This is a genomic window from Aromatoleum aromaticum EbN1 (assembly GCF_000025965.1).
GTDB classification, from domain to species: Bacteria; Pseudomonadota; Gammaproteobacteria; order Burkholderiales; family Rhodocyclaceae; genus Aromatoleum; species Aromatoleum aromaticum.
This window is the reverse complement of record NC_006513.1, coordinates 2,505,731-2,531,752: the sequence shown is the minus strand read 5'-3', so window position 1 is coordinate 2,531,752 and position 26,022 is coordinate 2,505,731. Positions and strand designations below refer to the sequence as shown.

Below are 26,022 nucleotides of genomic sequence, written 5' to 3'. Positions count from 1 at the left end.
CTGGGAATGCGGGCTCGAGGCCAGCGTCGAGCAGACGGGGCGATCGGCAAGGCTATTGGAATCCACAGCGGCCCCCTTTGTTGTATCGCGGTCGCACGCGCGAGCGAGCGAGCCGAGAACATCGGGTAAACGGACGTCGAGCGCGGACGATACTACCAGCCCCGCACCGGCGATGGCGGCCGCTGCGAGGGCGGTTACGTTTTTCTTTCCCGCGCCGTCGACTCCGTGACGGCCAAGCGGCAACCCCGATGCGGTATGATTAACCGGCCCTGGATCAGCAGTGACATGCACCGCAAAGTGGAGGGACCACGCTTGCTTGCCAGAATTACAGGCGCCATTTCGCGCAACGCACCCTTGCATGGAGCGGGTCGGTCGAACAGCCTCTCCGGTCTGGTCGAATTTCGCAGCGGCTTCTGCTCCCACGACGGCGGGGTTGCCGTTCATCGGGCAGGCGACTTGGTCTGCATGGCGCTCGGCAGCCCTCGCTTCGAGCCCGGCGCCCTCCATGAGCGCGCGTCGACCGCCGGCATAGCGGCGGCCTGGCTCGACGCCTTTCGCGAGCGGGGGGCACGCGCTCCGGCTGCGGCGAAAGGCCGGTTCGCGGTCGTGGTGCTGAACGGCGGCGAAGGATCCGCGTGGCTCGCGGTGGACCGCTTTGGCACGCATCCCTTGTGCCATGCGATCGAGGATGGAATGCTCGCCTTCGCGACCCGTGCGGACGAAGTGCCGGTCGTGGCCAAAGCGCTCGACACCCAGGCCCTGTTCGATTACCTCTATTTCCACATGATTCCAGCGCCGAGAACGGTGTTCGCCGGCGTCGAACGACTGCTGCCCGGTCACGTCCTGCACTGGCGTGACGGAAAGGCACGCAGCGAGCGCTACTGGACGCCCCGCTTTGCCCCGGACCGGTCACTGGATCTGGAGGCGGGCAAGCTGCGCTTTCTCGAGATCGTCGAATCGGCGGTCGCACGCGAAACCTCGGACGGCCAGCCGGGGGCCTTTCTCTCGGGCGGTACCGATAGCTCGACAGTGTCCGGCATGTTGTGCAGGGTACTTGGCCGGCCGGCGCCGACCTATTCGATCGGCTTCGACGCCGCCGGCTACGACGAGATGGCCTACGCGCGGATCGCGGCGAAGCACTTCGGCACGGATCACCACGAGTACTACGTAACCCCGGACGACCTGATCGAGGGCATCCCGAAGGTCGCGGCATATTACGACGAACCCTTCGGCAACTCCTCGGTGGTGCCGAGCTGGCTGTGTGCCCGCAACGCGCGCAACGATGGCATCACCCGCATGCTCGCCGGCGACGGTGGCGACGAACTCTTCGGCGGCAATTCGCGCTACGCAAAGCAGCGCATTTTCGGCTTCTACGACGCTGTGCCGGGTGTGCTGCGCTCATCGATGCTGGAGCCGATGCTGGGCTTGCGAGGGATGGATCGTGTGCCGGTGGTGAAGAAGGCGGCCAGCTACGTGAGCCAGGCCCGCGTCCCCCTGCCCGACCGCATGGGCATGTACAACCTGCTGCTGCGGCTGGGGCCGACGCATGTGTTGACGGCCGATTTCCTCGGCCTCGTACAGCAGGAGGCGCCGCTGGCAGCGCAGCGCACGGTATGGGCGGAAACCGCCGGGCAGCCGCTGGTGAACCGGATGCTGGCCTTCGACTGGAAATACACGCTGGCCGATAATGATCTGTCCAAGGTGCTGGGTTCGACCGCACTCGCAGGGGTGGAGGTCGCATTTCCGCTGCTGTCAGACGAGTTGCTCGAGTTCTCGCTGACTCTGCCCGCCGAGTGGAAGCTCAAGGGGTTGACCCTGCGCTGGTTCTTCAAGGAAGCCCTGCGCGGCTTCCTGCCCGACGAGATCATCGCGAAGAAAAAGCACGGCTTCGGCCTTCCGTTCGGTGTATGGGCCTCGCAGCATGCCGGCTTGCGGAGCATGGCGCGGGATTCGCTGGAAACGCTCAAGCAGCGCGGCATCGTCCGCGGCGCATTCATCGACGACCTCCTCACGAACCTCCTGCCAGCCCATCCGGGCTATTACGGCGAAATGGTGTGGATCCTGCAGATGCTGGAGCTGTGGCTGCGCGAGCACGCGCCGGAGTATCGTTTGTGAGTTCGGTATTCGCGCGTACGCTGCGACTGATCGAGACCAACCACGGCACCCATCGCGGCTGGATGCGCTATCTGCTGGGTCAACTCGAAGGCATCGTCGGCGCGCGCAATCGGTTCCGTTCCGTGGACCCTCGCAAGGTCGGGCGGCTCGTGTTCGTCTGCCTGGGAAACATCAATCGCAGTGCGTTCGCCCACGCAGTCGCTGCCCGCGAACCGGTGGACTGCATCTCGATCGGCCTGTCGACGACCACCGGCGCTCCTGCGACCGAGACGGCACGCATGGTGGCGCGGGAATTCGGTCTGTCGCTCGAGCATCACGCCGCCACCGACATCTCCGATTACTGCCCGCGCGACGACGATCTGCTGCTGGTGATGGAGTTGCGCCATGCGCATCGCCTGGTCAGCCACGGCATTCCGGCCGCGCGCATCGCGCTGCTGGGGCATTGGGCGCGACCGATCCGTTATCACATCCACGATCCCGACACGCTTTCCGAGGACTACTATCGCAGTTGCTTCGCCATCCTGCTGCCAGCGGTGCGCAATCTGGTGAACGAACTGGAACTCGGCAACAGCCCGAGCATTCGCCGATGAACGTCTTCCTGACTTTCGACATCGAGATCTGGTGCAACAGCTGGCAGGCACTCGACGAACGCTTTCCGGCCGCGTTCGATCGCTACGTGTATGGCCGCTCGCGCGCGGGCGAATACGCCTTGCCGAAGACGCTGGAAATCCTGAATCGCCACAGCCTGCGCGGCGTGTTCTTCGTCGAACCGCTGTTCGCCGCCCGCTTCGGCGTCGAACACCTGGCCAGGGTGACGGGGCTGATCCGCGACGCCGGGCAGGAAGTGCAGATGCACCTGCATCCGGAATGGACCGACGAGATCCGCCCGTACATCTTTCCGGACAAGCCTTTCAAGCGCCAGCACCTGATCCACTATTCGCGCGAAGAGCAGACCGCACTGCTGCGCCGCGGGCTGGCGCTGCTCGCCGAGGCCGGCAGCGACCGCGTGACCGCGTTTCGTGCCGGCAGCTTCGCCGCGAACGCCGACACCCTCGCCGCCGTCGAGGCCTGCGGCCTGCGCGTGGATTCGAGCCTCAACATGTGCTACGCGGTTTCCGGCGCAGACTTGCGCGCGGAGGGCGATTTCTACTTCCCGCGCCAGCGTGGCGCGCTTCAACTGCTGCCGATGACGGTATTCCGCGACGGGTGGGGCCGGAAGCGGCACGCACAGGTCGGCGCATGCAGCGCACGCGAGTTCGAGCAGGCGATCGAGGGTTCGGCGCGCTGCGGCCACCCCTCCTTTACCGTGCTGTCGCACAACTTCGAGATGCTGCGCACGGGCGCAACGACGCCCGACGGCATCGTCGCGGCACGCTTCGAGAGGCTTTGCCGGTATCTTGGCGAACACCGCCATGTATTTCCCACGCGGGGCCTCGCACTATCGCCCGATCTGGCGATTACACCACCCGACGCTACTCTGGTGCAGGTCGGCCGCTTGGCCACCCTCAATCGTTATGCCGGACAGGCAGCCCGCCGTCTGACCATGTAAGGCGAGATCGCGAGTCATGAACGGCCAGGCAAACCCGGCATCGCCGCCGTGCTTCGTGCTCGGCATCGACACACAGATCGGCGTCGGCGTGATTCGCGAACTCGGCCGTGCCGGTGTACGCGTCGTCGGCCTCGCGAACCGCAGTCGCTCGATCGGCCTCGCGTCCCGTTACCTGGCGCGCGGCGTTGTTGTCGGCCCGGCGCGTGACGATGCGCTGGTGCGGCGTATTCGCGAACTCGGCGACGAGTATGGCAGCGCGATCCTGCTCGCGATCTCGGAAGCCGACCTTACATGGCTGATTACCCACCGCGAGGCATTAGGGTCGGTGAAGGTGATCGCACCCGAGGCGGACGTCTTCCGCCGTGTGCTCGACAAGGCGCAGACGCTGAAGCTCGCGGAAACGGTCGGCATTCGCGTGCCGCGAACCCATGCGCCGACCTCGCTCACGTCCTGGCGCGAAGCCTGTACTGCCATGCGCTATCCGGCGGTCGTCAAATGGGCGGACCCGATCGCCGCCATGCCACGCCTGCACAAGCACGGATTATCACTGCAGAAGCTGGAGTTTGCTGCGGACGAGGCGGCGCTCGGGCGTATCGGCGAGCGTTTCGTACCGGCGCAAATCTGGCCGCTGATCCAGGAGTATTGGCCCGGCCGGGGTCTGGGGCAATTCTTCTTCATGCACGGCGGTCAGGCCGTGAGGCGCTTCCAGCACCTGCGAATCGCCGAGTGGCCGCCGGAGGGTGGTTTTTCCAGCGTCTGCGATGCATTGTCCCTATCGCAGCACCAGGACCTCCAGGAACGCTCCATTGCGCTGTTGCGGGCCGTCGGATGGGAAGGCTGCGCAATGGTGGAGTACCGCCTCGATGATGCGACCGGCGAAGCTGCGCTGATGGAAATCAATGGCCGATTCTGGGGAAGTTTTCCTCTTGCGGTGCATGCCGGGGCGGGTTTCGCCCGTCTCGCTTATCAACTGCAGGGGCAGGGGATACGCCCGGCTCTTCCACCTCTGAACGAGGAACTGCGCTGCCGAATGGTCATCAGCGAGATTAAACGGCTCATGCGCATTCTGTTTCAGCCGGGAAAGATCCAGGATCCGTTTTTCTGCATTCGGCCGGGCCACGAACTTTGGCGCTTCGCGCGGGATTTCCTGCGGCCCGAAGCGCGCTATTACCTGTGGGATCATCGCGACCCCGGTCCAATGCTCGCCGATCTGAGGAACTACGCGCTACGCCTGCTGAAACGTTGACCGGCGCGGTGGCCCCAGCCGGTCGCCAACGAACAAGGGCACTCCGAAGATCCGTCCGTGGGGTTCAAACGCCGGCTCGGTCTCCCATGCGCGAGACTGCACCCAGAAGCGTGCTGCGACTGCAAGGGCCATCAGATTGTAGGGCAGATCGAAGTACGAAAGACTGAGAAAGGCACCTCCCACGGCGAAGCCGACGAGCGATACCTGCAACATTGAACCGAATTGAGCACACCACTCCGTTTCGGTCTGCTTGCGCCCATGCTTACGCAGCCATCCGGCAGTCGTCCAGGTCGTCAGCCATAGGCAAAGGTAGATCAAAAGTCCGCCGAATCCATGCTCGCCCAGCATGTGGAAGTAGATGCTGTGCGCCGAGACGATATAGGTCGGATCGGGCGCATAGACGCTGTAAACCCACGGGTTGTAAATACTGTATCCACCTCCGAAGAAATTATCTTTTGCAATGTTGAATGCCATTGTCCAGGCGTTGATGCGCCCCATTGCGGAACGATCCTCATGCGTCCCGATCGTTTCCATCCGCGTCCACCACTCGGGAGGCATGAACGAAAGTGCCGCGGCGCCAACGGTCAACATGATAAGACCCGTCGCCAGCTTGTTCTTTCCGCGCCACCAAAGCACGGCGAGCATCGCCGAAATGGCTAGGAAACCGCCCCGCGAATGCGAACCGAGAATGGCTACCCCGCAGATCAGGATAGCGCCTGTCATCGCGTATTTCTGCCATGTTTTCTCGAGCGTCGTTTGCAAGAAGCGAAGCAGCGGCACGGTAACGATCAACGCCACGGCCAGGGAGTTGTTATCCTCGATGTAGGTCCCCTCGGGTCCGTAAACCCTCCCTTCCCCCCCTTGGAGCAAGGTATAGATGCCCCCCTTGATGCCGTAGAACGCCACCGACAGCGCGAGAATCCAGGCAAAGACGATCATCTCGCGCTTGGTCCGGACAAGCATCAGCGTGACCAACACCATCAGGTCGATCTTCAGCACCTTTACGAGTTGCTTCATGCTCGCCGCGGTATCGAACGCGAAGATGGTCGTGACAAACATCCAGCCCACCAGGACAACGAGCCAGTAGACGGGCGCGCCAATGAAGGGACTGCGTTTTTCCTTCGACGACAGCAGGCCGATCAGGGTACATACGCCGATGAACATCGCGACCGGAGCGTCGTGCATGAAGCTCCAGGTCAGACGGTGAGGGTTCATGATGCTGATCCAGGTCCACATCATCGCGCCGACGAAGGGATGCCGAAGCGCAAGCAAGCCGCCGGGGACCACGATCAGCAGTAAGAGCAAATCACGCATTTCAGTTGCTCCTCACCATGACCAGGCTTATTTGAGGGTGGCCACGAATCGATAAACCTCGAGCCATTGCTCGCGGACGGCCGGCCATGCAAACGCAGCTGCAGCCTCGAGCCCTGCCGCACGCAGCGAACCGGCCAATACGGGGTCGGCAAGCACGCGAACGGCCTGTCTAGCCATCGACGAGGCGTCACCGACCGGCACCAGCAGGGCCGAGACGCCGTCCTCGACCATGTCCGGAATGCCGCCCGCACGGGTAGTCACGACCGGCACGCCGCTGGCGAAGGCTTCGAGGATCGAGATCGGCATGTTGTCCACGGTGCTCGGATTCAGCATGCAATCAGCCGCAGCATAAAGCGCTGGAATCTCGCTGTTGTCGAGGCGGCCGCTGAAATGCACGCTGCCATCGAGGCCGAGTTCGCCGACGACCGCCTGCAGCCGGCCAAGCTCCGGACCACTTCCGGCGACGGTGAGCCGCGCATTCGGGAACGCCTCACGCACGACGGCGAACGCGCGGATAGCCGTGGGAATGTCGTAGATCGCCTCCAGATTCCGGGTGACTACGAGATGGGGCGCATGACCGAAAGGGGGTCGCGTCACCGGACGAAAGCGGGCGAGGTCCACGATGTTGGGGACGATCGTTGCATCGAGCCCGTAGCGGGCGAATACGCGTTGCAGGAATCCCGATGGTGTGACCCGCGCACTCGCCTTGCGCAGGGTGGCGAGCACATGGGCAGGCGCACGGGCAAAGAAAGCGTCGGCATTGCCGCCCCGGTAATTGACGATCACCCCAACGCCACGGGCACGTGCGATCCAGATGGCGGGAGCGGCAAACAGATGCCAGGCCCAGCCGGAATTGGCTAGCAGCGTGTCGGACTTGAGCACCGCCGGCGCTGTATCCGGGGGCTTGATTTCACAATGTGAGAAACGGTCGGCATTTCAGGTTCCAATCAGCGGTTTCCTGTCCGAAATCGCAATGCCCCTGTCCTTTTTTCTCACTGCGGACGCAATACGGCCATGCGCTTCAAGTTCCACGCCAAGCACACCAGGGTCCACTCGGCGCGCACGTTGTCGAGCCCGCGCAGCAGGAACTGGCGAAATCCCATCACCGACTTGATGATGCCGAACACCGGTTCCACGGTCTGTTTCCGGAGCGCGTAGGCGGCGCGGCCGGCCCGGGTCTTGAGGGCGTGCTTCATCTGTTCGACGGGGCTGGCGGGCTGCTCGAGCGGGGCGGGCTCTTCGAAGCGGCGGCGCCAATCCGGATGGTGCTCGTCGCGCCCGACCGCGATCAGCGGTTCGATCCCGGCGGCCTGGCAGCGCTCGACGTTGCGCTCGCTGAAGAAACCGGTGTCGGCCAGCAGTTGGTCGGGCTGATTGAGCCCTTCGGGCAGGGCCGCGATGCGGGCCAGCATCGGCTCGACCTGCTCCTTGTCGTTGCCCGCCTGGGTGAGGTGGGGCACCATCACCAGCATCGACTCCGTATCGACCAGCGCCTGCGCGTTGTAGCACTGCTCGAAGCCGCCGCCGGTCACTTTCATGATGCGCGAGTCTTCGTCGGTCAGATTGAGCTGGTCGTCCGCGCGCGGACCGGGGGCAGGCGGGGTCGGCGGCTTGCCGCCGGGCTTCTTGCCGGTGGCCGCCGCCTTGGCCTGACGCTTGGCCAGCTTGGCATCAAACTCGGCCTGTTCGCGCTCGAAGCGCTCCTTGGCGCGCGCTTCGATCTTGGCCTTGGCGGCCGCGATGGCGGCCAGCCGGTCTTCTCGGCGCTGGATCTCCGCGGGCAGATCCACGCCCTCGGGCACGCAGCTCCGATCGGCCGCTTCGGCCAGCGCGAGCATCTCCTGCACTTCGGCCTTGAGCTGGGCCTCGATCTTCTCGGCGTGCCCATACGAGAGCGCGCTGTGTCGGCTGGCGTTGGCGTGGATCTTGGTACCGTCCAGGCTCACGGTGCCAAAGCGCGAGAGCTGGTTCTCGCGGGCGACTTGCAGCACCTGCACGAAGGCATCGGCGAACTGATCGCCGAAACGGCGGCGGAACGTCGCCAGCGTGTCGTGGTCCGGATGCTGGTCGCACGCGATGAAGCGGAAGGCCAGCGAGTCGTACGTGGCCCGCTCGATCTTGCGGCTCGAATGGGTTCCCGTCGCGTAGCCGTAGATCAGCAGCGACAGCAGCAGCGCCGGGTGGTAGGCATCGCTACCGCGACCCGCGTAGGCGCGCTCCAATGCCGACAGGTCCAGCCCTTCCACCACATCGACCACGTAGCGCGCCAAGTGCGATTCGGGCAGCCAGTCCTGCACCGACGGTGGTAGCAGGTAGTCCGTTTGGCGATCGATCGGGCGGAAGCGGCTCATGCTCTCGGGTTCCAGGGGCGACGCGTCATTTTACAGGGGATAGTCCGACACGCTGCTAGGACGTGCACGACCTCGACGCGCCCTGCCGACAACCAGAGCTGGGCAAGATACGGAAACAGCCGACAAGCGGCACGCACGACCGGAACGCTCCCGACCCATGGGGGGTAGGGTCGTGCATTGTTGCACACAAGTTCGACCTTGACGCCGTCGCGTCTCAGCAGCCGCACGAGTTGCTCGCACTGGTTTGCCATGCCCCCTGACGGTGGCGGCATCGGACCGACGATGCACACAGCTGGCACCGCTTCGGCCATGATGGGCGAAACTGCATTCGCGTCGTGCGCTTCACTCATGCCGGGATTCCGCTCGCGTGCCTTCTGCGCATCAGCAACCAGGCGCACAGGCAAATCAAGGTGACGAGGCTGAGCACAACGATAGCGAGCAGGCGCACTCGCAGCTCCGTCATCGTCTCGCGCTGAGGCAGATTGTCCGACGTTTCGAGAACGCGAATCCGCGGGTGCACGCCCGCCGCCACCCCGCCCAGCTGCTCCAGCGCACGGTGGGTCTCGCCCAGCATGCGCACGAGCGGCGCACGGTCGTACTCGAACACGTTGTTGCCCCACCACATATACCATTCGGGCAGGCCGCGGCGATAGAACTCAAGAGCCTTTTCGTCGTGAGTGAACGCGCGGCGGGCCGTCGGTTTTACCGGGGCGAACTTCACATCGGATTGATGACGCATCAGCGCGTCGCGGAAGGCCATCGCGGAAAGTGGCCGGCCGGACGTATCGGTGACATAAAAGTTGTTGAACACGTCGATCATGATCCAGCGAGCATTCTGGCTGTCCCAGATCTCGTTGAAAATGTGGCCTCGACCACCAAAACCGTCAAATGAGAAGGCCCACGGCCGCGAGAAAATACCGGCGGTGGTCGCAAGCCCCGTGAAACTGTCCGCGAAGTCACCGCAGTAGCCCTCACCCTGCTCGGTGATACGAGCGTAGGTGTCTGCGAGATCGGACTGAATCGCTCCGCCACCACGCCTTCCATCCACAAGCAGATGCTGCCCGATCTTGAGCGCAGTAGCCCAATCGTCTCCTTCCACGCGCAAGCCGTGGCGAGTGACGATGTCCGCATAAAGCGGAATAGGCTCCGCAGGCTCGACCGCGAAGCCTTCCGGCACATTCGCAGGCGTCCACTCATACATGGCTGGCTCGGGCTGCAGCAGCAGCGCATTTCGCATCCGAACGAGTTCGGCCGAGTCCTTGAAGTGGGGTGCGAGGGAGCCCACGAGAACGATGGTCACGAGCAGATTCATTGCGAACAGCCAAAACCATACGCGGCGGACGCCGGCTGGCGGCCTTGCTTCTTCGATTTGCGTCACCAGCACAGCCCTTCGACCCGCGCCTCGATCATCTCCGCATTCGGCAGATTGACCAGGTCGAGCACGTACTGCCCGGGCCGCGAATGCGTCGCGAGGACGTCGAAGATCAGCGGGTTCGACACGCCGACGACGAGCACGTCCACCGACGCGATGACTTCGGCGAGATCCGCCTTCAATAGATCGCCGATGTGCGGCAACTGGGTTTCGATGAAGCGGCGGTTTGCGCCGAGCAGGCGCGAGAGTTGCACGTCGGGGTCGTAGATCGAGAGCTGCATGCCTTTGCCGATCAGCTGTTCGGCGAGTACGACGAGTGGGCTCTCGCGCAGGTCGTCGGTGCCGGTCTTGAACGACAGGCCGAGCATGCCGATCTTGCGGTGGCCGGATTCGAGCACTTTCGCGATCGCGCGGTCGATGTGCTGGCGGTTGGACTGCAGGATGCCGGACAGCATCGGCACTTCGACGTCATGCATCTTGGCGAAGTAAGTCGTCGCCCGCAGATCCTTCGGCAGGCAGGAGCCGCCGAACGCGAAGCCGGGCTTCAGGTATGCCGGAGAGATGTTCAGCTGCGTGTCCTGGCAGACGAGGTTCATGACTTCGAACGCGTCGACGCCGAGCGCCTCGCACAGGCGCGCGGTCTCGTTCGCGAACGTGATCTTGAGCGCGTGAAAGTTGTTGCAGCAGTACTTCATCATCTCGGCGGCGCGTACCGAGGTCTGCAGGAATTTGCACGGCAGGTGGCCGAAGAGTTCGCGCAGACGCTCGACCGGATACGCGTGATTCGCGCCGACAACGGTGAACGGCGGCTTGTCGTAGTCGCGGATCGAGCTGCCTTCGCGCAGGAACTCCGGCTGGAAGCACAGGTGAAAGCCTTCGCCGTCGCGCTTGCCGGATTCGGCCTCGATGATCGGGCGGAGCGTCTCTTCGACCGTGCCCGGCACGAGCGTCGAACGGAACACGACGACGTGCGGCACGTCCTTTTCGGCGATCGCGCGGCCGAGATCCTTCGCCAGCCGCAGCACCGCGCCCTGGTCCTGGCTGCCGTTCGCTGCCGACGGCGTGCCGACGCAGACCAGCGAGAGGTCGCTGTCGCGCAGGGCCTGGCGCGTGTCGGTCGTGACCGTGATCCGGCCGCTCGCAGCGACTTTCTCCATCAGCTCGACCATCCCTTCCTCGACGACCGGAGTCGTGCCGGCGCGGATCAGGTCGAGCTTCGCGGCGTCGATGTCGACGCCGACAACGTTGTGCCCGTCGCGCGCGAGGCACGCGAGCGACACCGCTCCGACGTAACCGAGGCCGAAAATGCTTATTTTCATTGGATGACTTCCCTGTTGTCGTGAATCCGGTTGGCGCGGTGGCGGGCAAGGCAGCGCTCGACGATCGCGTCGAGGCGCTCCATCGAGCGCGGCCAGGCATGGTGCGACAGCATCCGCTGCCGCCCGGCCTGCGCAAGGCGCTCGCGCTCAGCGGGGTTTTCGACGACGCGCAGGATTGCCTGGGCGTATTCCGCCGGCTCGTTCGCCACCAGGAAATGCGCTTCGGCAAGCGCGTCCACGCCGCCTGCGGCGACGCCGCTCGAGACGACCGGCACGCCCATCGCCATCGCTTCGAGGATCTTGTTCTGCGTGCCGCGGGCGATGTTCAGCGGCGCGACCATCGCCGCCGAGCGCAGGATGTACGGGCGCACGTCGGCGACCGAGCCGGTCACCGTGACGCCCGGCAGCTCCCCGAGCTTCTGCACCGCCGGCGACGGATCGGCGCCGACGATCAGCAGCTTCATGCCGGGACGGCGCGCGCGCAGCAGTGGCCACGTCCGTTCGCAGAAATCGGACATGCATTCCTGGTTCGGGTAGTAGTCCATGCGGCCGATGAAGCTGATCGTGTCGGCGTCGTATCCGTCGCCATCCGGCTTGAAGAACTCGGCATCAACGCCGTTCGGGAACCAGTCCGTCGCGACGCCGGTCGCGTAGCTTTCGAGCGTCTCCCACTCCGCGCGCGTCGTCGCCGTGCACAGGTCGAACAGCGGCGCGAGCCGCCTTTCCTCGCGCTCCATCTTGCTGCCTTCGAGCCAGTAGCCGAGCTTCAGCGGGAAAGGCTTGTAGCGCACGTATTCGAGCCACTTCTGCGAGTCCATGTCGCCGAAGTCGAGAATCTTCGGGATGCCATGCACGTGCGTCACGTACTGGGCGACCGACGAGCAGTGGACGAAGATCAGGTCGAAGCGCTCCGCAGCGAGCAGGGCATTGACCTTGTCGGCGAGTTCAGGCGACCAGAAGAAACCCATCGAGGACGGCACGGTCGTCGGCAGCCGGGCGACCATGCGCAGCACCTGCACCGGATCCGACACCTTGCCGATCTCGAAGCGCTCGCAGTGCGGCGCGATGCCGGCGCCCTCTTCCGCCTCGGCCTGCGAGCGCGCGAGCGAGCACACCGTCACCTGATGCTTCTGCGACAGGTGCCGGATCATGTTGAACGGGCGGATCTTGCCGCCGCGCTTGGGCGGAAACGGGAAGCGATGGCAGACGTAGAGGATCTTCATGGAAGGTACGCCTTGAGTTCGGTCGTCACGTCATCGGGAGAGCGGCGGTCGAGGAAGATGCGGCTCCAGATCTCCAGGTTCATCAGCGCGAGCAGCGCATCGGTGCCGTCGATCCGGTTCGCATCGTGGTCGGCCATCAGGCGGGCGATCACTTTCGGCTCGAACAGCGCGCGATCACGGACCACGTCGGCCGACAGCAGGCGGCGCAGCACCGGTGCGAGATCGCGTTTCAGCCACGCTCCCATCGGCGTGCCGAAGCCGCGCTTCTTGCGATCGAGAATGCTCGCCGGCAGCACGTCGGCGAGCGCCTCCTTCATCAGGTGCTTGAGGCGCCCGTCCCGGACTTTCAGCGCTTCGGGAATCGCGGCAGCGAGTTCGACGAGCTCCCGGTCGAGCAGCGGCACGCGGCATTCGAGCGACACCGCCATGCTCATCTTGTCGGTCAGCAGCAGCAGGTCGTCGGGCAGCTGGGTTTCGGCGTCGACGGCGAACATGCGGTTTAAAGCGTCTTCGTCGCCGGCCGCGGCAAAGGCGTCGCGCAACGCGTCGGTCGTGCCGGTCCTGCCGTTCATGAGTTCGGCGATCGACGCGCGATCGAGCACCTGCAGATAGTGGCGATAACGCTCGTCGGGAGACAGCTCGGCTGATGCGAGAAAGCCGCGCGCGAGCCGCATCGTGTTGAGCACTTTCGAGTGCCGGTCGCTCGGCAGCATCGCCGCAGTGCGCGACATCAGCTGGCGCGACCAGCGCGGCAGGCGCTGCAACTTGCGCACGTAGTGGCCGCCGAGGTAGCGGCGATAGCCGCCGAAGAGCTCGTCCCCGCCGACTCCCGACAGGATCACCTTGACGTCGCGGCGCGCGAATTCGGACACGAGAAAAGTCGTGATGAAAGCCGAATCCGACACCGGCTCGTCCATGTGCCACAGCAGCTTCGGCAGCAGGCCGACGACATCGGGCGTGACGACGATCTCGTGATGTTCGGTGCCGATCAGCTGCGCGACCTGGCGGGCGTAAGGCAGTTCGTTGTAGAGCTGCTCGGCTTCGCCGCCTTCGAAGCCGATCGCGTAAGTGCGGATCGGGTGCGCGGAATGTTTCGCCATGAACGCGACCACGGCGCTCGAATCCACGCCTCCCGACAGGAAAGCTCCGATCGGCACGTCGCTGACCATCTGGCGATGCACGGCGCGCTCCATGCCGTCGCGGATCCGGCCGATCCACTCCGCTTCGGTGACATAACGGGCGACACTCGACGGCAGCCGCCAGTAGCGCCATTGCCGCACTTCGCCGTTCTCGACCGACAGCAGGGTCGCAGGCGGCAGCTTGCGGATGTCGCGGAACATCGAGTGCGGCGCGGCGACGTAACCGAGGTGGAGGTAGTCGGCGACGACGTCATGGTCGAGTTCGCGCGTGACGCCGGGAAGTTCGAGCAGCGCTTTCGCCTCGGTCGCGAACGCGAGCATGCTGGCGGAACGATGCACGTACAGCGGCTTCACGCCGAGCGGGTCGCGCCCGATCAGCAGGCGTTTGCGCCGTGCATCCCACAGCGCGAAATTGAACATGCCGTCGAGACGGTGCACGAAATCGTCGCCGAACGCGTCATAGAGGTGCACCAGCACTTCGCTGTCGGACCCCGTCTTGAACCGGTAGCCCCGCTCCTGCAATTCGGCGCGTAGTTCGCGAAAGTTGTAGATCTCCCCGTTGCACACGCCCCACAGCGTGTCGTCCGCGTTGGAAATCGGCTGGTGCCCGCCTGCCAGATCGATGATCGACAGACGACGCATCGCGATGCCGCAGCGCCCGTCCGCGTCGATGTACCGGCCTTCGTCGTCCGGCCCGCGGTGGCGCGTCACGTCGCCCATCGCCGACAGCTGCGCCGGCGAAACGGGCGCGGCGTCGAAACGATAGATGCCGTGAATGCCGCACATCGCGTTACCTCGCTCCGGCCAGCAAGGCCTCGCGCCCGCGCGTTGCAAGCGCACGCTGATAAACATCCTGGTAGCGACCGACGCTGTTCGCCCAGGTCCGCTCGCGCTCGACGAACGCGCGCGCGTTCGCCCGCATGCCGGGCCACGCTTCACGGTTGCCGAGGACCGACGCGATCGTGTCGGCGAGCGCATCGACGCTGCCGGCCTTGCACAGGAATCCGGTTTCACCGTCGCGCACGAGCTCGCGGTGGCCGCCGACATCGGATGCCACGAACATGCGTCCCTGGGCCATCGCTTCGAGCGGCTTCAGCGGCGTGACGAGCTCGGTGAGCCGCATCGGCAGGCGCGGATAGGCGAGTACGTCGATCAGCTCGTAATATTTCTGCACCCGGTTGTGCGCGACCCGCCCGGTGAAGACGACGCGGTCGGCAATGCCTTCGGCAACCGCCTGGCGCCGCAGCGCCTCTTCCTGCACGCCACCGCCGACCAGCAACAGGCGGATTTCGGGGAAGCGCCCGACGAGCCGGGCGAGCGCCGACACCAGCAGGTGCAGGCCCTCGTAACCGTAGAACGATCCGGCGAAGCCGATCACCGTCTTGCCGTCCAGGCCCAGCTCGGTGCGCAGCGCGGCATCGGGTTCGGTGCCGAACTTGAACGCGCCGGCATCGACGGCGTTCGGAATCACCGTGATCTTGTCCGCTGCGATGCCGCGCGACGCGATGTCGCCGCGCAAACCTTCGCAGATCGTCGTGACCTGGTCGGCGTGGTGCAAGGCAAAGCTCTCGAGCGCGCGCGACAGGCGGTAGCGCAGGCTGCCTTCGGTCGTGGTGCCATGATCGACCGCGGCGTCCTCCCACGACGCCCGCAGTTCGTAGACGACCGGCAACTTGCGCCGGCGCGCGACCCACAGGCTCGGCAACGCATTCAGTACCGGCGAATGTGCGTGGATCACGTCCGGCTGCAGTGCGCGGACGAGTTCGTCGAGACGCGCGGCGGTAAACCGCATCTGCGCCAGCAGACCGGCTTCGTCGGGCGCGGGCGTGCGATGAAAACTCAGCCCGTCGGCATCCTCGACCAGCCCCGTCGACTTGCCCTGCTTGGGCGTCGTCAGGTGGAACGTCTCCCAGCCCAGCGCGCGCTGCTCGCGCACGATCGCTGCGGTACGGAACGTGTAGCCACTGTGCAGCGGGAGCGAATGGTCGAGGACGTGCAGGATGCGCATCGGTCACACCGCCGCGGCGAGCTCCGGCGCCCGCGCGGGACACCCTCCGGAGCTGCGCACGAAGGCTTCGAACATCATCAGCGACCACAGCGGCGAGCTGTAGTCGCGGGCCCCGGACTGATGCGCGTCGACGAGATGGCGCAGGTAATCCGGGTTGAATATCCCGGTCGCCGCAAGCGTCTCGCCGAGCACGGTCTGCCGCACACGCTCCCGGAGCGGCCCGCGGAACCAGCGGGAAAGGGGCACCGAAAATCCCATCTTGGGGCGATAGAGCACATCGTTCGGCAGCAGCGGCTCCATCGCCTTCTTGAACAGGTACTTGCCTTCCTGCCCCTTCACCTTGAGGCCGGACGGCAAGGTCGCGAGCCATTCGACGAGCTTGTGATCCATCAGCGGCTCGCGGACTTCGAGCGAGTGCGCCATGCTGGCGCGATCGACCTTGGTGTTGATGTCGCCTACGAGGTAGGTCTTGAGGTCGACATACTGGATCAGCGCCAGCGCGTCGTCGGTGTGCGCCGTCGCCGCATGGCGGCGGAAGACCTCGATCGCGTTGTAGCCGGCGAGTTCGCTGCGGAAGCGGTTCGAGAACAGTTGCCGACGCATCGCGTCGCGCAGGATCGACACCGAGTGGAAATAGGCCTGCAGCGAATCCCGCGCGAGCGCCTGGAACGTAGTCTTCGCACGGAACATTCGCGGCGCCCAGTCCGCCTTCGGATAGAGGCGGCCGAGCAGGCCGAACATTGGCTGGCGCACGCCGAGCGGGAGCGCCCCGCGCATCCGCTCTTCCATCAAGTGCAACCGGTAGCGGCGGTAACCGCCGAAACTCTCGTCGCCGCCGTCGCCCGACAGCGCGACGGTGACCCGTTTGCGCGCGAGCTGGCAGACGCGCCACGTCGGGATCGCCGAGCTGTCGGCATAGGGTTCGTCATACAGTCCGGCGAGCGTGTCGATCAGGTCGAAATCGTCCGACTTCACCGTCTCCACGTAATGATTGGTGCGGTAGCGATCCGCGACCTTCTGCGCGAAGTCGGACTCGTTGAATGCGGGATCGTCGAATGCGATCGAGCAGGTGTGGACAGGTTCGTCGGAAAGGCCGGCCATCGTCGCGACGACTGCGCTCGAATCGACACCGCCGGACAGGAAAGCGCCGAGCGGCACCTCCGCGATCATGCGCAAGCGCACGGATTCGCGCAGCCGCGCGGTGAGTTCGGCACTGGCCTCGGCGAGCGACAGCGGGTTATCGAGCATGAAATGCACGTCCCAGTAACACCGCGGCTGCGGCACGGGCTGGCCGCGCCGCACGCACAGCGTTTCGGCCGCGCCCAGCTTCTTCGCCCCGGCGAAAATCGTGCGCGGTTCGGCGACGTAACCGAGTGCAAAATATTCTTCGACTGCGTGCGCATCGATGCGGCGGTCGAGCAGCGGGTGCTGCATCAGCACTTTCAGTTCGGAACCGAATGCGAACGTGCCGTCCGGCAGCAGCGCATAGAACAGCGGCTTGACGGCGAGCCGGTCGCGCGCCAGGAAAAGCGTCTCGCGGTTGCGGTCCCACAGCGCGAAGGCGAACATGCCGCGAAAGCGCTGCACGCAGTCCTCGCCCCACGCCTCCCACGCATGCACGATGACTTCGGTGTCGCTGCGGGTGTGAAAGGCGTGGCCGAGTGCTTCGAGTTCCGGCACCAGTTCCTGGAAGTTGTAGATTTCGCCGTTGAAAACGACTGCGACCGAGCCGTCCTCGTTGAACAGCGGCTGCTGGCCGGTGGACAGGTCGATGATCGACAGGCGGCGGTGCGCGAGCGCGATGCCGGGCTCGAAGTGGTAACCACCTTCGTCCGGGCCGCGGTGCACCTGCACGTCATTCATGCGGCGCACGAGGTCGCGGGAAAAGTCGCGCTTGCCGCGAAGGTCGAAAAGCCCGGCGATACCGCACATGACGCAGTTCCTTTGTCAGGCTACACGGCGCAACGGCAGCGCCGCCTCGAGGGAAGTTCGATAGAGCGCTGCATAACGATCGACCATGACGTCGAGACTGAACTCCGCATCGACTCGCCCGCGGCCCGCATCGCCATGTCGCCGGCGCAGCATTCCATCGGCAACATATGGTGCCAGCGCATCGGCCAGCGCGACATAATCGGAAGGGGGTACGAGCTTCCCGCTAACGCCATGCTGGACGAGTTCGGGATTGCCGCCGACATCGGTCGCGATCACCGGCAAGCCGCTCGCCATCGCTTCGAGGATCGTGTTCGAAATGCCTTCCGCGAGCGACGGGAGCGCGAAGATGTCGAGGCCGCGCATGACATCGGGGACATCTGTCCGCTCGCCGGCAAGCCACACGGCGTGGCCGATGCCAGCGGCGCGGACCTCGGCTTCGATGCTGCCGCGCGAGGCCCCGTCACCCGCGACGATCAGTCGCAGGCGGTCCGTGCCGGGCGCACGCTGCGAGACGAGGTGCGCGACCGCCCGGACGAGATTGCCCTGATCCTTGACCGCCTGCAGGCGGCCGACGGTGCCGACGAGCACCTCGTCGTCCCCGCCGAACGGCGAGCCCGCGATCGGCGGACGTCCGCCATCCGACGGCCGGAAACGCGCCGGGTCGACTCCGTTGCAGATCCGCTCGACGCGCGCGGCGGGGACGCGAACCGCGTCGGTAAGGTAGAGCGCGAGGTGCCGTGACAGCGCGACGTAGCGACTGACGAACGGACGGTACAGCCGTCGGACAAACTGCAGCTTCCGCCGAGTTCCGCCCGGATCCGCCACATCCCAGCCGTGTTCACCGTGAATTCGCACCGGAACGCCGGCCGCGCGAGCAGGCACGACGGCTTCGAGCGCGGCGAGATTGCGGGTATGCACGATCGCGGGCCGCCTGTCGCGGAACAGGCGAAAGAGCTGGGGGTAGACCTTGACGCCGTGACCTGGCGGTTTGTCGAGCGAGATGAACTCGACGTCAGGCCGAACGATGCGGCGGCAGAATGCCGGCGCGCATTGCGTCAGCGCCACGACGACGTGCCGGAAGCGGTCGGAGGGCATGCGGTTGATCAGATTCACGACGCCGTTTTCCAGCCCGCCGACATCGAAGCGGTAGACGACGTGCATCACGAGCAGGGGCTCGGCGCTCATCGCCTTGCCTCCGCCGCGAGGAGCGTCGCCTCGATCACCGCCGCATGCTGGCGAACGAACGTCTCGGCAATCGCTTGACCCGAGGCCTCGGACTCGCCCATCGGCACCGTGACGACGATCAGCGCCGAGTCGTCCGGTTGTCCGGTCAGGAGATCGGCCGCAAGCAGCGCCTTCGCAAGGTAGTCGTTACTGACGATGCGCCCGTCGATCCAGTACCAGCTCCATAATTCCAGCCGCTCGCCGCCGCGACGCAACCCCGCCCAACGCACCTCTCCGACGCTCAGTCGCCCCTCTCCGGTGCGGTTGCGCCGCCACCCCGAACCTTCGGCGCCATCGAGGCTGTTTCCGTGCATCACGAGTTCCTGTCCCTTGCTCTGACTGGCGTAGTAGGCGACGTAAAGACCGACTACAGCGCCATCGGTCCTTCGATAGGCCTGGAACATTTCACCACGATGCCCTTTGAACGCCGGCCGGTACGTATGCTCTACGCCATCGAGCGGCTGCCAGCCGTCCTGCGCGGCAGGCACGTCGAGCGCGACGTGGAATGGCTCGACAGGCTGCTGGATTTGCGACAGCACCATCGGGAAAAACGCCGTCGCCAAGGCTGTCGGCACCAGGGCAAGCCATTGTCTCCGGCCGGAGACAGCCTGTTCGCGATCCGCTGACTGCGTCGGACCGGCGTTCTCCTTCCAGCGGGCGCCGATCATGAACATCAGGAAAATCACGACGCCGAAAAAAACCCAACCGTAGACTATATGGATGAAACCTTGGACAAACTCGGATCCAAACTGGTATCCGATCATGACCGTAATATAGGCACGAATCCAGTTCGCAACGATCGGCACGATCAGGGCGACCAGCATGAAAAGCAAGCGCCGCTTCAGGCTGGTGTAGTTCAGATAGGCATAGAGCGCGCCGATCATCAGCGACGCGGCGAGGTACCGCAAACCACTACATGCTTCGACGACCGACCACCGGCCATTCGGCACGACAAAATGGAGCCCTTCCTGGTAGACGGGGACGCCGGTCGCGCGCAGCGCAAGCACGGTGAAGTCGGCCGTGTACTTCATCAACACCGGCAGCAGGAATTCGCCGGCCGGAACGCCAAAGAACAGAAAAAGCAGAGGAAAGGCGAGCACGCGCGCGAGCCGCCAGCCGATCACTGCAATCACGCTGAAAACAAGAATCAGCGCCAGCGAGAAGTGCGCCGGTGCGGATGCGCTGATCAGTTCCGCAACGAGCCAGGCGATACCCGCCGGCACGAGCGCGATCAGCATCACGGGCGCAGGCACCAGGGCCAGGGGGCTGAGCGCCTCCCGCTTTCGCCACACCAGCCAGGCAAAAATCGGAAGCACCACCAAGCCGTGAGCGAAAGTGTCGGACCTCCACCATATGCTGGCGATCTCGACTGCCGTGTCCCTATACCAGCTGATGACCCACAGGAAAGTGGCGACCAGCGCCGCGGAGACAATGGCAAAACCGGCGGGCCGAGCTGTTTTCGCACCGCCGCGACAATCGATCCCCAGATCCCTGTAGTCGGCGTCGCGTTTCATGTGGTCATCATCCCAGGTTGCGCACGATGTGCGGCCCGATCGCGTTCGCCACCCGTATCGGCAGCCGGCGCCACAGCGCGATGAAGGCGCGGTACTTCGGATTCATCGGGTTGTTCTGCGGCACCGAGTCGCGCCTGTAGAGACGGTATTCGTACGACAGCGGCTGCGGCTCGAAGCCCCAGTTCTTCTTGAAGCTGAACGGACCGGTGCCGATCTTGCTGCGGCCGAAATCGAACAGCCGGCAGCCGCGCGCGGCGGCGCGGCGCATCAATTCCCAGTATTTGAAATCGTTCGCCGCGACGTCGCGCGCCATCACCGCATCGCCGGCGTAGTACGGCAGGACTTCGTCGCGAAAGTAGAAACTCAGCACGCTCGACAGCGCATTTCCGTCCGCATCACTCACAGTGAGCACTTCGCAGTCCGGTCCGAAATCCTTCATCAGGCGTGCGAAAAATGCTTTCGGCAACGCCGGCGTGCCGTGCCGCAACACGTTGTCGGCATACAGCGAGAAAAAGCGCTCGACATCCGGCTCGACCCGGCTCGTCAGTCCGTGCCTGATGCCCTTGCGCACCATCGCACGCTGCTTGCGCGGGATCGCGAGCAGGTTCGCGTCGTCATCCGCCTGGATCTCCTTACGGAACGTCACGTACAGGTCCTGCCGCGGCCACTCCTCGTGGCGAGGGGTGAGGTTGCGCAGCTCCAGGTGCTGGACGCGCAAGCGGCGCGCGAGCGTTTCGGCTTCCGCCTCGACGAGCGCAATGCCCTCGGGATCGCCGGCCGGGCCGCCATAGACACAGAAAGGCAGGGACGTCAGGGCATGGCCGAACAGCCGGCTATTGACTTCGGCGAGCGGCAGCACGGCGATGATGTCGCCGGCACGTTCCGCATACAGGAAGAAAGTCCGGTGGCGGAAAATTTCACGGATGATCCCTTGCCACGCCGACAGGTGGAAGAACGTCGCGTCCGGGCAGCCGCGGACAAATGCGTCCCAGCGGCCGTGATCAGCGCCGGTGAGTTGCCTGACGACCACCGGTACCCGATCCATCGTCAGTGCTCCCGGGACGACGGGCTTTCGGCCCCGGAGCAGAACACCTGGTCCGCCCGCCCCCAGGAAAAGTCGCCCAGCAGATGACGCAGGCGCTCCTCGGTGCGTTCGAGGTTCAGGTAGTGGCGAAACCGCGTCCGCGCCGAGGCCGCCGCGACCCGCGGCTGTCCGGGATCGAGCTCCCACGGATGGAAGTAGAAAATGGCCGCGCGGCGGTCGTCGCGATTGACCTTGTCGATCTGCCAGCGCGACACCACGTAGGGCAGCAGGCGGAAGTAACCGCCTCCGCCGGCCGGCCAGTTGCGTCCCAGCCAGTGCATCGTCGTGACCGGGACTTCGAGCAGGCCGTTGTCCAGCCGGTATGGAAAGCGCGGCGCGTCCGGCATGCCGTAGTGATCGTGCCGCACCGGGTACACACTCGAACTGTATGCGTATCCGGCCTGCGCGATGCAATCGTGCGCCCACAGGTTGGTCTTGCCGATCGAGAAGCTCGGGGCGCGATAGCCGGTGACCGGCTGGCCGGAGAGGTCCTCGAGCACCTTCCTCGCCCGGACGATGTCGGCGAGGAAGGCTTCGGGCGACTGGGCAGTGGCGCGCTCGTGCGCGTAGCCGTGGCTCGCCACTTCATGCCCACGTGCAGCGATGCGCTGCACGAGCAGCGGATAGCGCTCCGCGACCCAGCCGAGCGTGAAGAATGTCGCGCTCGTCCTGTGCCGCTCGAGGAGTTCGAGGATCAGCTCGACGTTGCGCTCGACCCGGCACGGTATCCGCTCCCACTCGCTACGCGGGAAATGCGGGGCGAGCGCGGACACCTGGAAATAGTCTTCGACATCGATCGTCAGCGCGTTCACGATCACCGTGCTCACTGGAGCACCCTCGCGCTACGCGCGGTCCCGCCAAGCGGGACTGAGCGCTTCTTGGGGCGGCCCGGCGAAGTGCTCATGCCGGCTGCGCCTGTTTTTCATGCGCGTCGAGCCACGCCGCGAGGTGCGCGGCGATGCGCTGCGCCGCCCGGCCGTCCCAGTATTCCGGCACCCGCCCGCGCTTGCCCTCACCGGCGCGAACCGTATCGACCGCTGCCCGCAGCGCCGCCGGATCGACGCCGACGAGCGTGTTCGTGCCCTGTTCGACGGTGATCGGACGTTCAGTGTTCTCGCGGATCGTCAGGCACGGCACGCCCAGCGCAGTCGTCTCCTCCTGGATGCCACCCGAATCGGTCAGGACGACTGTTGCTCCCGCCATCAGGCCGAGCATCTCGAGATAGCCCTGTGGCGGCAGGATGATGAAACCCGGCGCGCCGAGTCGGTCGAGCATGCCGAACCGTTCGAGGTTGTGGCGCGTGCGCGGATGCAGCGCGATCACCAGCGGCAGGCGCGTGCTGATCTCGCGCAGCGCCTCGATGATCGGCCCGAGAGTTTGCGTATGATCGACGTTCGACGGGCGGTGCAGCGTCACGACGCCGTAGCCGCCGGCGATCCGTTCGCGCGCGTACCCTGCGGCTGCGAGCAGCCCGGCCGGCGGCACGGCCTTCGGCAGGTTCGCGAGCAAGCTGTCGATCATGACGTTGCCGACGAACACCACGCGCCCGGGCGCAATCCCTTCGCGCGCGAGATTGTCGTGGGCGCTGCGTTCGGTCGTATACAGAAGATCGGAAATCTGGTCCGTCAGGATGCGATTGATCTCTTCGGGCATCCTGCGGTCATGACTGCGCAGGCCGGATTCGACATGCGCGACCGGCACATGGCGCTTGACCGCGACCAGTGCGCACGCGAGCGTCGAGTTCACGTCGCCGACCACCAGCACCGCGCGCGCGCCGTGCTCGTCGATGACGGGTTCGAAACGCCTCATCACTTCGGCAGTCTGCACTGCGTGGCTGGCCGAACCCACTTCGAGGTTCACCTGCGGGTGCGGCAGATCGAGGTCGGCGAACAGGCGCTCGTTCATCGCGCTGTCGTAGTGCTGCCCGGTGTGCACGAGCAGCGTCCGGACCGGCGGCCGATGGGCTGCGAGGGCGCGGATGATCGGCGCCATTTTCATGTAGTTCGGCCGCGCCCCCACGACGCAGATCACCGGCGCCGCCGCCCCTGACTCAATCATGAGGCGAATCCTCCGTCGTGCCGTCGCGCCGCACCGCAGCCAGGAGCTGGTTGAGGACGTCGAGGGTGGCCGACAGCGAATGTTCGAGCCCGGCAATCCGCGCCTCGATGCGCTGCACGTCGAAGCTGGCTGCCATGCCGGCGACCTGCCCAGCCAGCCCGTGGGGGATCACCAGGCGAGCCGGATCGATCGATCCCGGGGCAAAAGCGCCGTCCTGGAACGGCACCGGTTTTCCGTTCGTGCCCCGCCGCAGCACCGGGTCGAACTCTTCCTTCAGTTCGGCGACGATCTCGCGCACGTCTTCCCCGGACACTTCGTGACGCTCGGCGAGAAATGCGGACAGCATCAGCCTGTCGCACAGGGCGTTGATGCGTCGCGGGATGCCACCGGTGTAGCCATAGATCGCATCGAACGCCGCGGGGGCAAAAACCGGGTCGTTCTCCCAGCCGACATGATGCAGGCGATGCTCGATATAGGCGCGCGTCTCCTCGGCGTCCATCGGACCGAGATGATACGAAGCGATCACACGCTGCCGCAGCTGCTGCATCTGCGGGCTCTGCATGACTTCCCTGAACTCGGGCTGACCGACGAGGAAGCTCTGCAGCAGCGCGTGATCCTCGAGCTGGAAGTTCGACAGCATGCGAAGCTCTTCGACCGCTTCCTCGTAGAGGTTCTGCGCCTCGTCGACAATCAGCAGCGCCCGCTTGCCCGCTGCGGCGAGCGACACGAAGTAGGTTTCGAGCGCGAGCAGCAGGCCGGCCTTGTCGAGGCCCCGGCTCGGCACGCCGAACGCCACCGCGACCATGCGCAGGATGTCGTTCTGATCGACCTGCGTGCTGACCAGGTTCGCCGCGACGACCTTGCTGGGCTCCAGACGCTCGAGCAGGCTGCGCACCAGCGTCGTCTTGCCAGCGCCGATTTCGCCCGTCACGACGATGAACCCCTCGTTCTGGTGCAGCCCATATTCGAGATACGCCATCGCCCGCCGATGACCACGGCTGCCGTAAAAAAATGCCGGATCGGGATTGAGCTGAAAAGGCTTTGCGCGAAGCTTGAAATACGATTCGTACATTCGACCCCCGGTCAGAACTGCATGCCGACACTGGCAGTCAGGATGTTTTCCGTGAAATCGCTGGTCCCCGACGCCCGCTGATGGCGGTAAATCAGGCTCCCGGCCGTTCGTCTACCGAAGCGCGAGCTGACCCCGAGCGAAAACGTCGTCCGCCTCGTCTCGGCGTCGGACGTACCTGAGCCTTCCGAGTAGGAACGGACGACGCTGGTATTCAACGTCGCGGCGGGCGACAGGCTGTGGCTCAGGGAAACGGTTCCCGAGCGCGTCTCGACGTCGTTGAAGAGCGAAAGATCGTCGCGTGGGTCGCTGACCAACGGCTCGCCGAGGCGGGAGCGTTCGCGGCGCTGCAGCGAGAGCGTCAGAACGTTGCGCGCACCGACCAACGACACGCTGCCGCGCAGTGTCCGGGCGAGGAAATAGTTGTTGGTCACGAACGTGTCCCGCAGCCCGATTCCCGGATAACCGAGTTGCTGACGCACGAGAGCCTCGCGTTCGAACGGATCCGGCACTTCAGTCGCGAGCGCATCGAAGAGGCTCCGGAACGCGGGATCGTCGAAAACGCTGCCGTTCGTCTCCAGCGACGACGTGATGTCGCGCGAATAGGAAACATTCCACCACGACAGCGGCCGGCGATGGTTGAAATCGAGGTAATAGCTGCGACCGAAAATCCGGTCTTCGGCAGTGGCCGAGAGGGTCGTTCTTGGCGTCGGATTCCAGTCGAAACCGGCGCCGGTGATCGAGCTGCTCTCACCGGAGAGCACGGAATACTCGTTCGACTCGTGGCCGGCGATGGCACGCAGGCGCAACTGTGGCGACACGTACAGGAATATCGTCGCACGAGCGATTTCCTCCGACACCTCGCTGTCCGTCGCGTCGTCATAACGTGTGTCGGCACGCGAATAATCCAGTGACCAGCCCACTCTACCGAAAGCGTGCGGATCGGAGAGCTGGCCGCGCGTGTTCTCGACCGTGCGCGACAGGATGCCCGAGCCGCTGTCGAGCCAGTTCATCCGGTAGCTGGCGACCCCTTCGGGACCGGCACCGAGCCTGAAGTGCAGGCGCGGGCCGAGCGAAAAAATCCGCGTCTCGTTGCCGCTGTCGGTAGAGAGAAAATCCTGCGATGACCGGCCCCTCAGATCCGATCTGTTGTTGCGGCTCACCAAAGCCGACATGTCGACGAAAAGGACGTCTTCGACCGCTTCGACCTGGCCTCGCCCCTGCATCGCGACGAACGATGTATTCCGGTCGCTGTCATTGGCGTACATGACACTGCGCAGGCGGGCATCGAGGTTCCCGGTGATGCGGCCCTGGTCGCGGGCAATCGCGATCGCCGGCGTGACTTCGGCGATCCAGTCGCCGCCGCCGTTCTCGGTTGCGCGGGAATTGTCGGAATAGGTCAGCCTTGAATGAATCGAGGGTTGCACGATGAATACCTGCGCGTTGACGTTCCCGGCGACGATCATCACGCCGGCAAGCGCAAGAAGTTTCATGCTCGCGCTGCC

General features: G+C 65.0%; 20 protein-coding genes. 4 read left to right on the top strand and 16 right to left on the bottom strand.

Annotated features, from left to right (window positions below):
* Positions 1-225 precede the first annotated feature (225 nt).
* From EBN1_RS12050 to EBN1_RS12035, 4 genes are read left to right on the top strand one after another with little or no spacing between them, the layout of a single operon-like run.
* Entirely contained in the window at positions 226-2,115 is a 1,890-nt protein-coding gene (locus EBN1_RS12050) for an asparagine synthetase B family protein (protein ID WP_241762724.1), read from the top strand.
* A complete protein-coding gene (locus EBN1_RS12045; protein WP_049780264.1) occupies positions 2,112-2,705 on the top strand; it encodes an arsenate-mycothiol transferase ArsC in 594 nt (197 codons plus the stop codon). The genes EBN1_RS12050 and EBN1_RS12045 overlap by 4 nt, the downstream gene beginning before the upstream one ends.
* Positions 2,702-3,664: a polysaccharide deacetylase family protein gene (locus tag EBN1_RS12040; RefSeq protein ID WP_011238234.1), complete on the top strand. Its 963-nt coding sequence runs from the start codon at positions 2,702-2,704 to the stop codon at positions 3,662-3,664. Before EBN1_RS12045 ends, EBN1_RS12040 begins: the two co-directional genes overlap by 4 nt.
* 16 nt (positions 3,665-3,680) lie before the next feature.
* Positions 3,681-4,910 carry a carboxylate--amine ligase gene (locus tag EBN1_RS12035; RefSeq protein ID WP_011238233.1) on the top strand — a complete coding sequence of 410 codons (1,230 nt, stop codon included), beginning with the start codon at positions 3,681-3,683 and terminating at the stop codon, positions 4,908-4,910.
* Here EBN1_RS12035 and EBN1_RS12030 read toward each other — a convergent pair.
* From EBN1_RS12030 to EBN1_RS11955, 16 genes are all read right to left on the bottom strand, one after another.
* The gene (locus tag EBN1_RS12030; protein WP_011238232.1) at positions 4,890-6,224 is read right to left on the bottom strand and encodes a putative O-glycosylation ligase, exosortase A system-associated; all 1,335 of its coding nucleotides are present in this window, start codon (positions 6,222-6,224) and stop codon (positions 4,890-4,892) included. The two genes, EBN1_RS12035 and EBN1_RS12030, sit on opposite strands and share 21 nt — an antisense overlap.
* 27 nt (positions 6,225-6,251) lie before the next feature.
* Positions 6,252-7,106 carry a glycosyltransferase gene (locus tag EBN1_RS12025; RefSeq protein WP_049780263.1) on the bottom strand — a complete coding sequence of 285 codons (855 nt, stop codon included), beginning with the start codon at positions 7,104-7,106 and terminating at the stop codon, positions 6,252-6,254.
* 110 nt (positions 7,107-7,216) lie between these two features.
* A complete protein-coding gene (locus EBN1_RS12020; RefSeq protein ID WP_011236184.1) occupies positions 7,217-8,575 on the bottom strand; it encodes an IS1182-like element ISAzo1 family transposase in 1,359 nt (452 codons plus the stop codon).
* Between the two features lie 346 nt (positions 8,576-8,921).
* Complete coding sequence (locus EBN1_RS12015; protein ID WP_068881171.1) at positions 8,922-9,887, bottom strand: transglutaminase domain-containing protein; 966 nt, start codon at positions 9,885-9,887, stop codon at positions 8,922-8,924.
* 62 nt (positions 9,888-9,949) lie between these two features.
* Positions 9,950-11,266 carry a nucleotide sugar dehydrogenase gene (locus tag EBN1_RS12010; RefSeq protein ID WP_011238228.1) on the bottom strand — a complete coding sequence of 439 codons (1,317 nt, stop codon included), beginning with the start codon at positions 11,264-11,266 and terminating at the stop codon, positions 9,950-9,952.
* Positions 11,263-12,489: a TIGR03087 family PEP-CTERM/XrtA system glycosyltransferase gene (locus tag EBN1_RS12005; protein ID WP_011238227.1), complete on the bottom strand. Its 1,227-nt coding sequence runs from the start codon at positions 12,487-12,489 to the stop codon at positions 11,263-11,265. The genes EBN1_RS12010 and EBN1_RS12005 overlap by 4 nt, the downstream gene beginning before the upstream one ends.
* Positions 12,486-14,414, bottom strand: coding sequence for an asparagine synthase (glutamine-hydrolyzing) (gene asnB, locus EBN1_RS12000; RefSeq protein ID WP_011238226.1), 1,929 nt, complete (start codon positions 14,412-14,414; stop codon positions 12,486-12,488). Before asnB ends, EBN1_RS12005 begins: the two co-directional genes overlap by 4 nt.
* 4 nt (positions 14,415-14,418) lie before the next feature.
* Positions 14,419-15,636, bottom strand: a complete 1,218-nt coding sequence (locus EBN1_RS11995; RefSeq protein WP_011238225.1) for a TIGR04063 family PEP-CTERM/XrtA system glycosyltransferase — start codon at positions 15,634-15,636, stop codon at positions 14,419-14,421.
* A gap of 3 nt (positions 15,637-15,639) precedes the next feature.
* Positions 15,640-17,568, bottom strand: coding sequence for an XrtA/PEP-CTERM system amidotransferase (locus EBN1_RS11990; RefSeq protein WP_011238224.1), 1,929 nt, complete (start codon positions 17,566-17,568; stop codon positions 15,640-15,642).
* A gap of 15 nt (positions 17,569-17,583) precedes the next feature.
* A complete protein-coding gene (locus EBN1_RS11985; protein ID WP_011238223.1) occupies positions 17,584-18,753 on the bottom strand; it encodes a TIGR03088 family PEP-CTERM/XrtA system glycosyltransferase in 1,170 nt (389 codons plus the stop codon).
* Complete coding sequence (gene xrtA / locus EBN1_RS11980) at positions 18,750-20,306, bottom strand: exosortase A (protein WP_011238222.1); 1,557 nt, start codon at positions 20,304-20,306, stop codon at positions 18,750-18,752. Before xrtA ends, EBN1_RS11985 begins: the two co-directional genes overlap by 4 nt.
* Before the next feature lie 7 nt (positions 20,307-20,313).
* Positions 20,314-21,351: a FemAB family XrtA/PEP-CTERM system-associated protein gene (locus tag EBN1_RS11975; RefSeq protein ID WP_011238221.1), complete on the bottom strand. Its 1,038-nt coding sequence runs from the start codon at positions 21,349-21,351 to the stop codon at positions 20,314-20,316.
* A gap of 2 nt (positions 21,352-21,353) precedes the next feature.
* On the bottom strand, positions 21,354-22,217 hold the full coding sequence (locus tag EBN1_RS11970) for an XrtA system polysaccharide deacetylase (protein WP_011238220.1): 864 nt from the start codon (positions 22,215-22,217) through the stop codon (positions 21,354-21,356).
* 73 nt (positions 22,218-22,290) lie between these two features.
* The gene (gene wecB / locus EBN1_RS11965) at positions 22,291-23,448 is read right to left on the bottom strand and encodes a non-hydrolyzing UDP-N-acetylglucosamine 2-epimerase (protein WP_011238219.1); all 1,158 of its coding nucleotides are present in this window, start codon (positions 23,446-23,448) and stop codon (positions 22,291-22,293) included.
* Complete coding sequence (locus tag EBN1_RS11960; protein ID WP_011238218.1) at positions 23,441-24,520, bottom strand: XrtA/PEP-CTERM system-associated ATPase; 1,080 nt, start codon at positions 24,518-24,520, stop codon at positions 23,441-23,443. Before EBN1_RS11960 ends, wecB begins: the two co-directional genes overlap by 8 nt.
* Positions 24,521-24,531: 11 nt before the next feature.
* Complete coding sequence (locus EBN1_RS11955; protein WP_049780261.1) at positions 24,532-26,010, bottom strand: TIGR03016 family PEP-CTERM system-associated outer membrane protein; 1,479 nt, start codon at positions 26,008-26,010, stop codon at positions 24,532-24,534.
* Positions 26,011-26,022 lie beyond the last annotated feature (12 nt).

Bases quoted from the DNA above. Each gene is read 5' to 3' on its own strand.
- EBN1_RS12005 (WP_011238227.1), bottom strand. From the start codon at position 12,489: ATGAAGATCCTCTACGTCTGCCATCGCTTCCCGTTTCCGCCCAAGCGC.
- EBN1_RS12040 (WP_011238234.1), top strand. From the start codon at position 2,702: ATGAACGTCTTCCTGACTTTCGACATCGAGATCTGGTGCAACAGCTGG.
- EBN1_RS11995 (WP_011238225.1), bottom strand. From the start codon at position 15,636: ATGCGCATCCTGCACGTCCTCGACCATTCGCTCCCGCTGCACAGTGGC.
- EBN1_RS12035 (WP_011238233.1), top strand. From the start codon at position 3,681: ATGAACGGCCAGGCAAACCCGGCATCGCCGCCGTGCTTCGTGCTCGGC.
- EBN1_RS12020 (WP_011236184.1), bottom strand. From the start codon at position 8,575: ATGAGCCGCTTCCGCCCGATCGATCGCCAAACGGACTACCTGCTACCA.
- wecB (WP_011238219.1), bottom strand. From the start codon at position 23,448: ATGATTGAGTCAGGGGCGGCGGCGCCGGTGATCTGCGTCGTGGGGGCG.
- EBN1_RS12030 (WP_011238232.1), bottom strand. From the start codon at position 6,224: ATGCGTGATTTGCTCTTACTGCTGATCGTGGTCCCCGGCGGCTTGCTT.
- xrtA (WP_011238222.1), bottom strand. From the start codon at position 20,306: ATGAAACGCGACGCCGACTACAGGGATCTGGGGATCGATTGTCGCGGC.
- asnB (WP_011238226.1), bottom strand. From the start codon at position 14,414: ATGTGCGGCATTCACGGCATCTATCGTTTCGACGCCGCGCCCGTTTCG.
- EBN1_RS12010 (WP_011238228.1), bottom strand. From the start codon at position 11,266: ATGAAAATAAGCATTTTCGGCCTCGGTTACGTCGGAGCGGTGTCGCTC.
- EBN1_RS11990 (WP_011238224.1), bottom strand. From the start codon at position 17,568: ATGTGCGGTATCGCCGGGCTTTTCGACCTTCGCGGCAAGCGCGACTTT.
- EBN1_RS11975 (WP_011238221.1), bottom strand. From the start codon at position 21,351: ATGGATCGGGTACCGGTGGTCGTCAGGCAACTCACCGGCGCTGATCAC.
- EBN1_RS11960 (WP_011238218.1), bottom strand. From the start codon at position 24,520: ATGTACGAATCGTATTTCAAGCTTCGCGCAAAGCCTTTTCAGCTCAAT.
- EBN1_RS11955 (WP_049780261.1), bottom strand. From the start codon at position 26,010: ATGAAACTTCTTGCGCTTGCCGGCGTGATGATCGTCGCCGGGAACGTC.
- EBN1_RS12015 (WP_068881171.1), bottom strand. From the start codon at position 9,887: ATGAATCTGCTCGTGACCATCGTTCTCGTGGGCTCCCTCGCACCCCAC.
- EBN1_RS11985 (WP_011238223.1), bottom strand. From the start codon at position 18,753: ATGAGCGCCGAGCCCCTGCTCGTGATGCACGTCGTCTACCGCTTCGAT.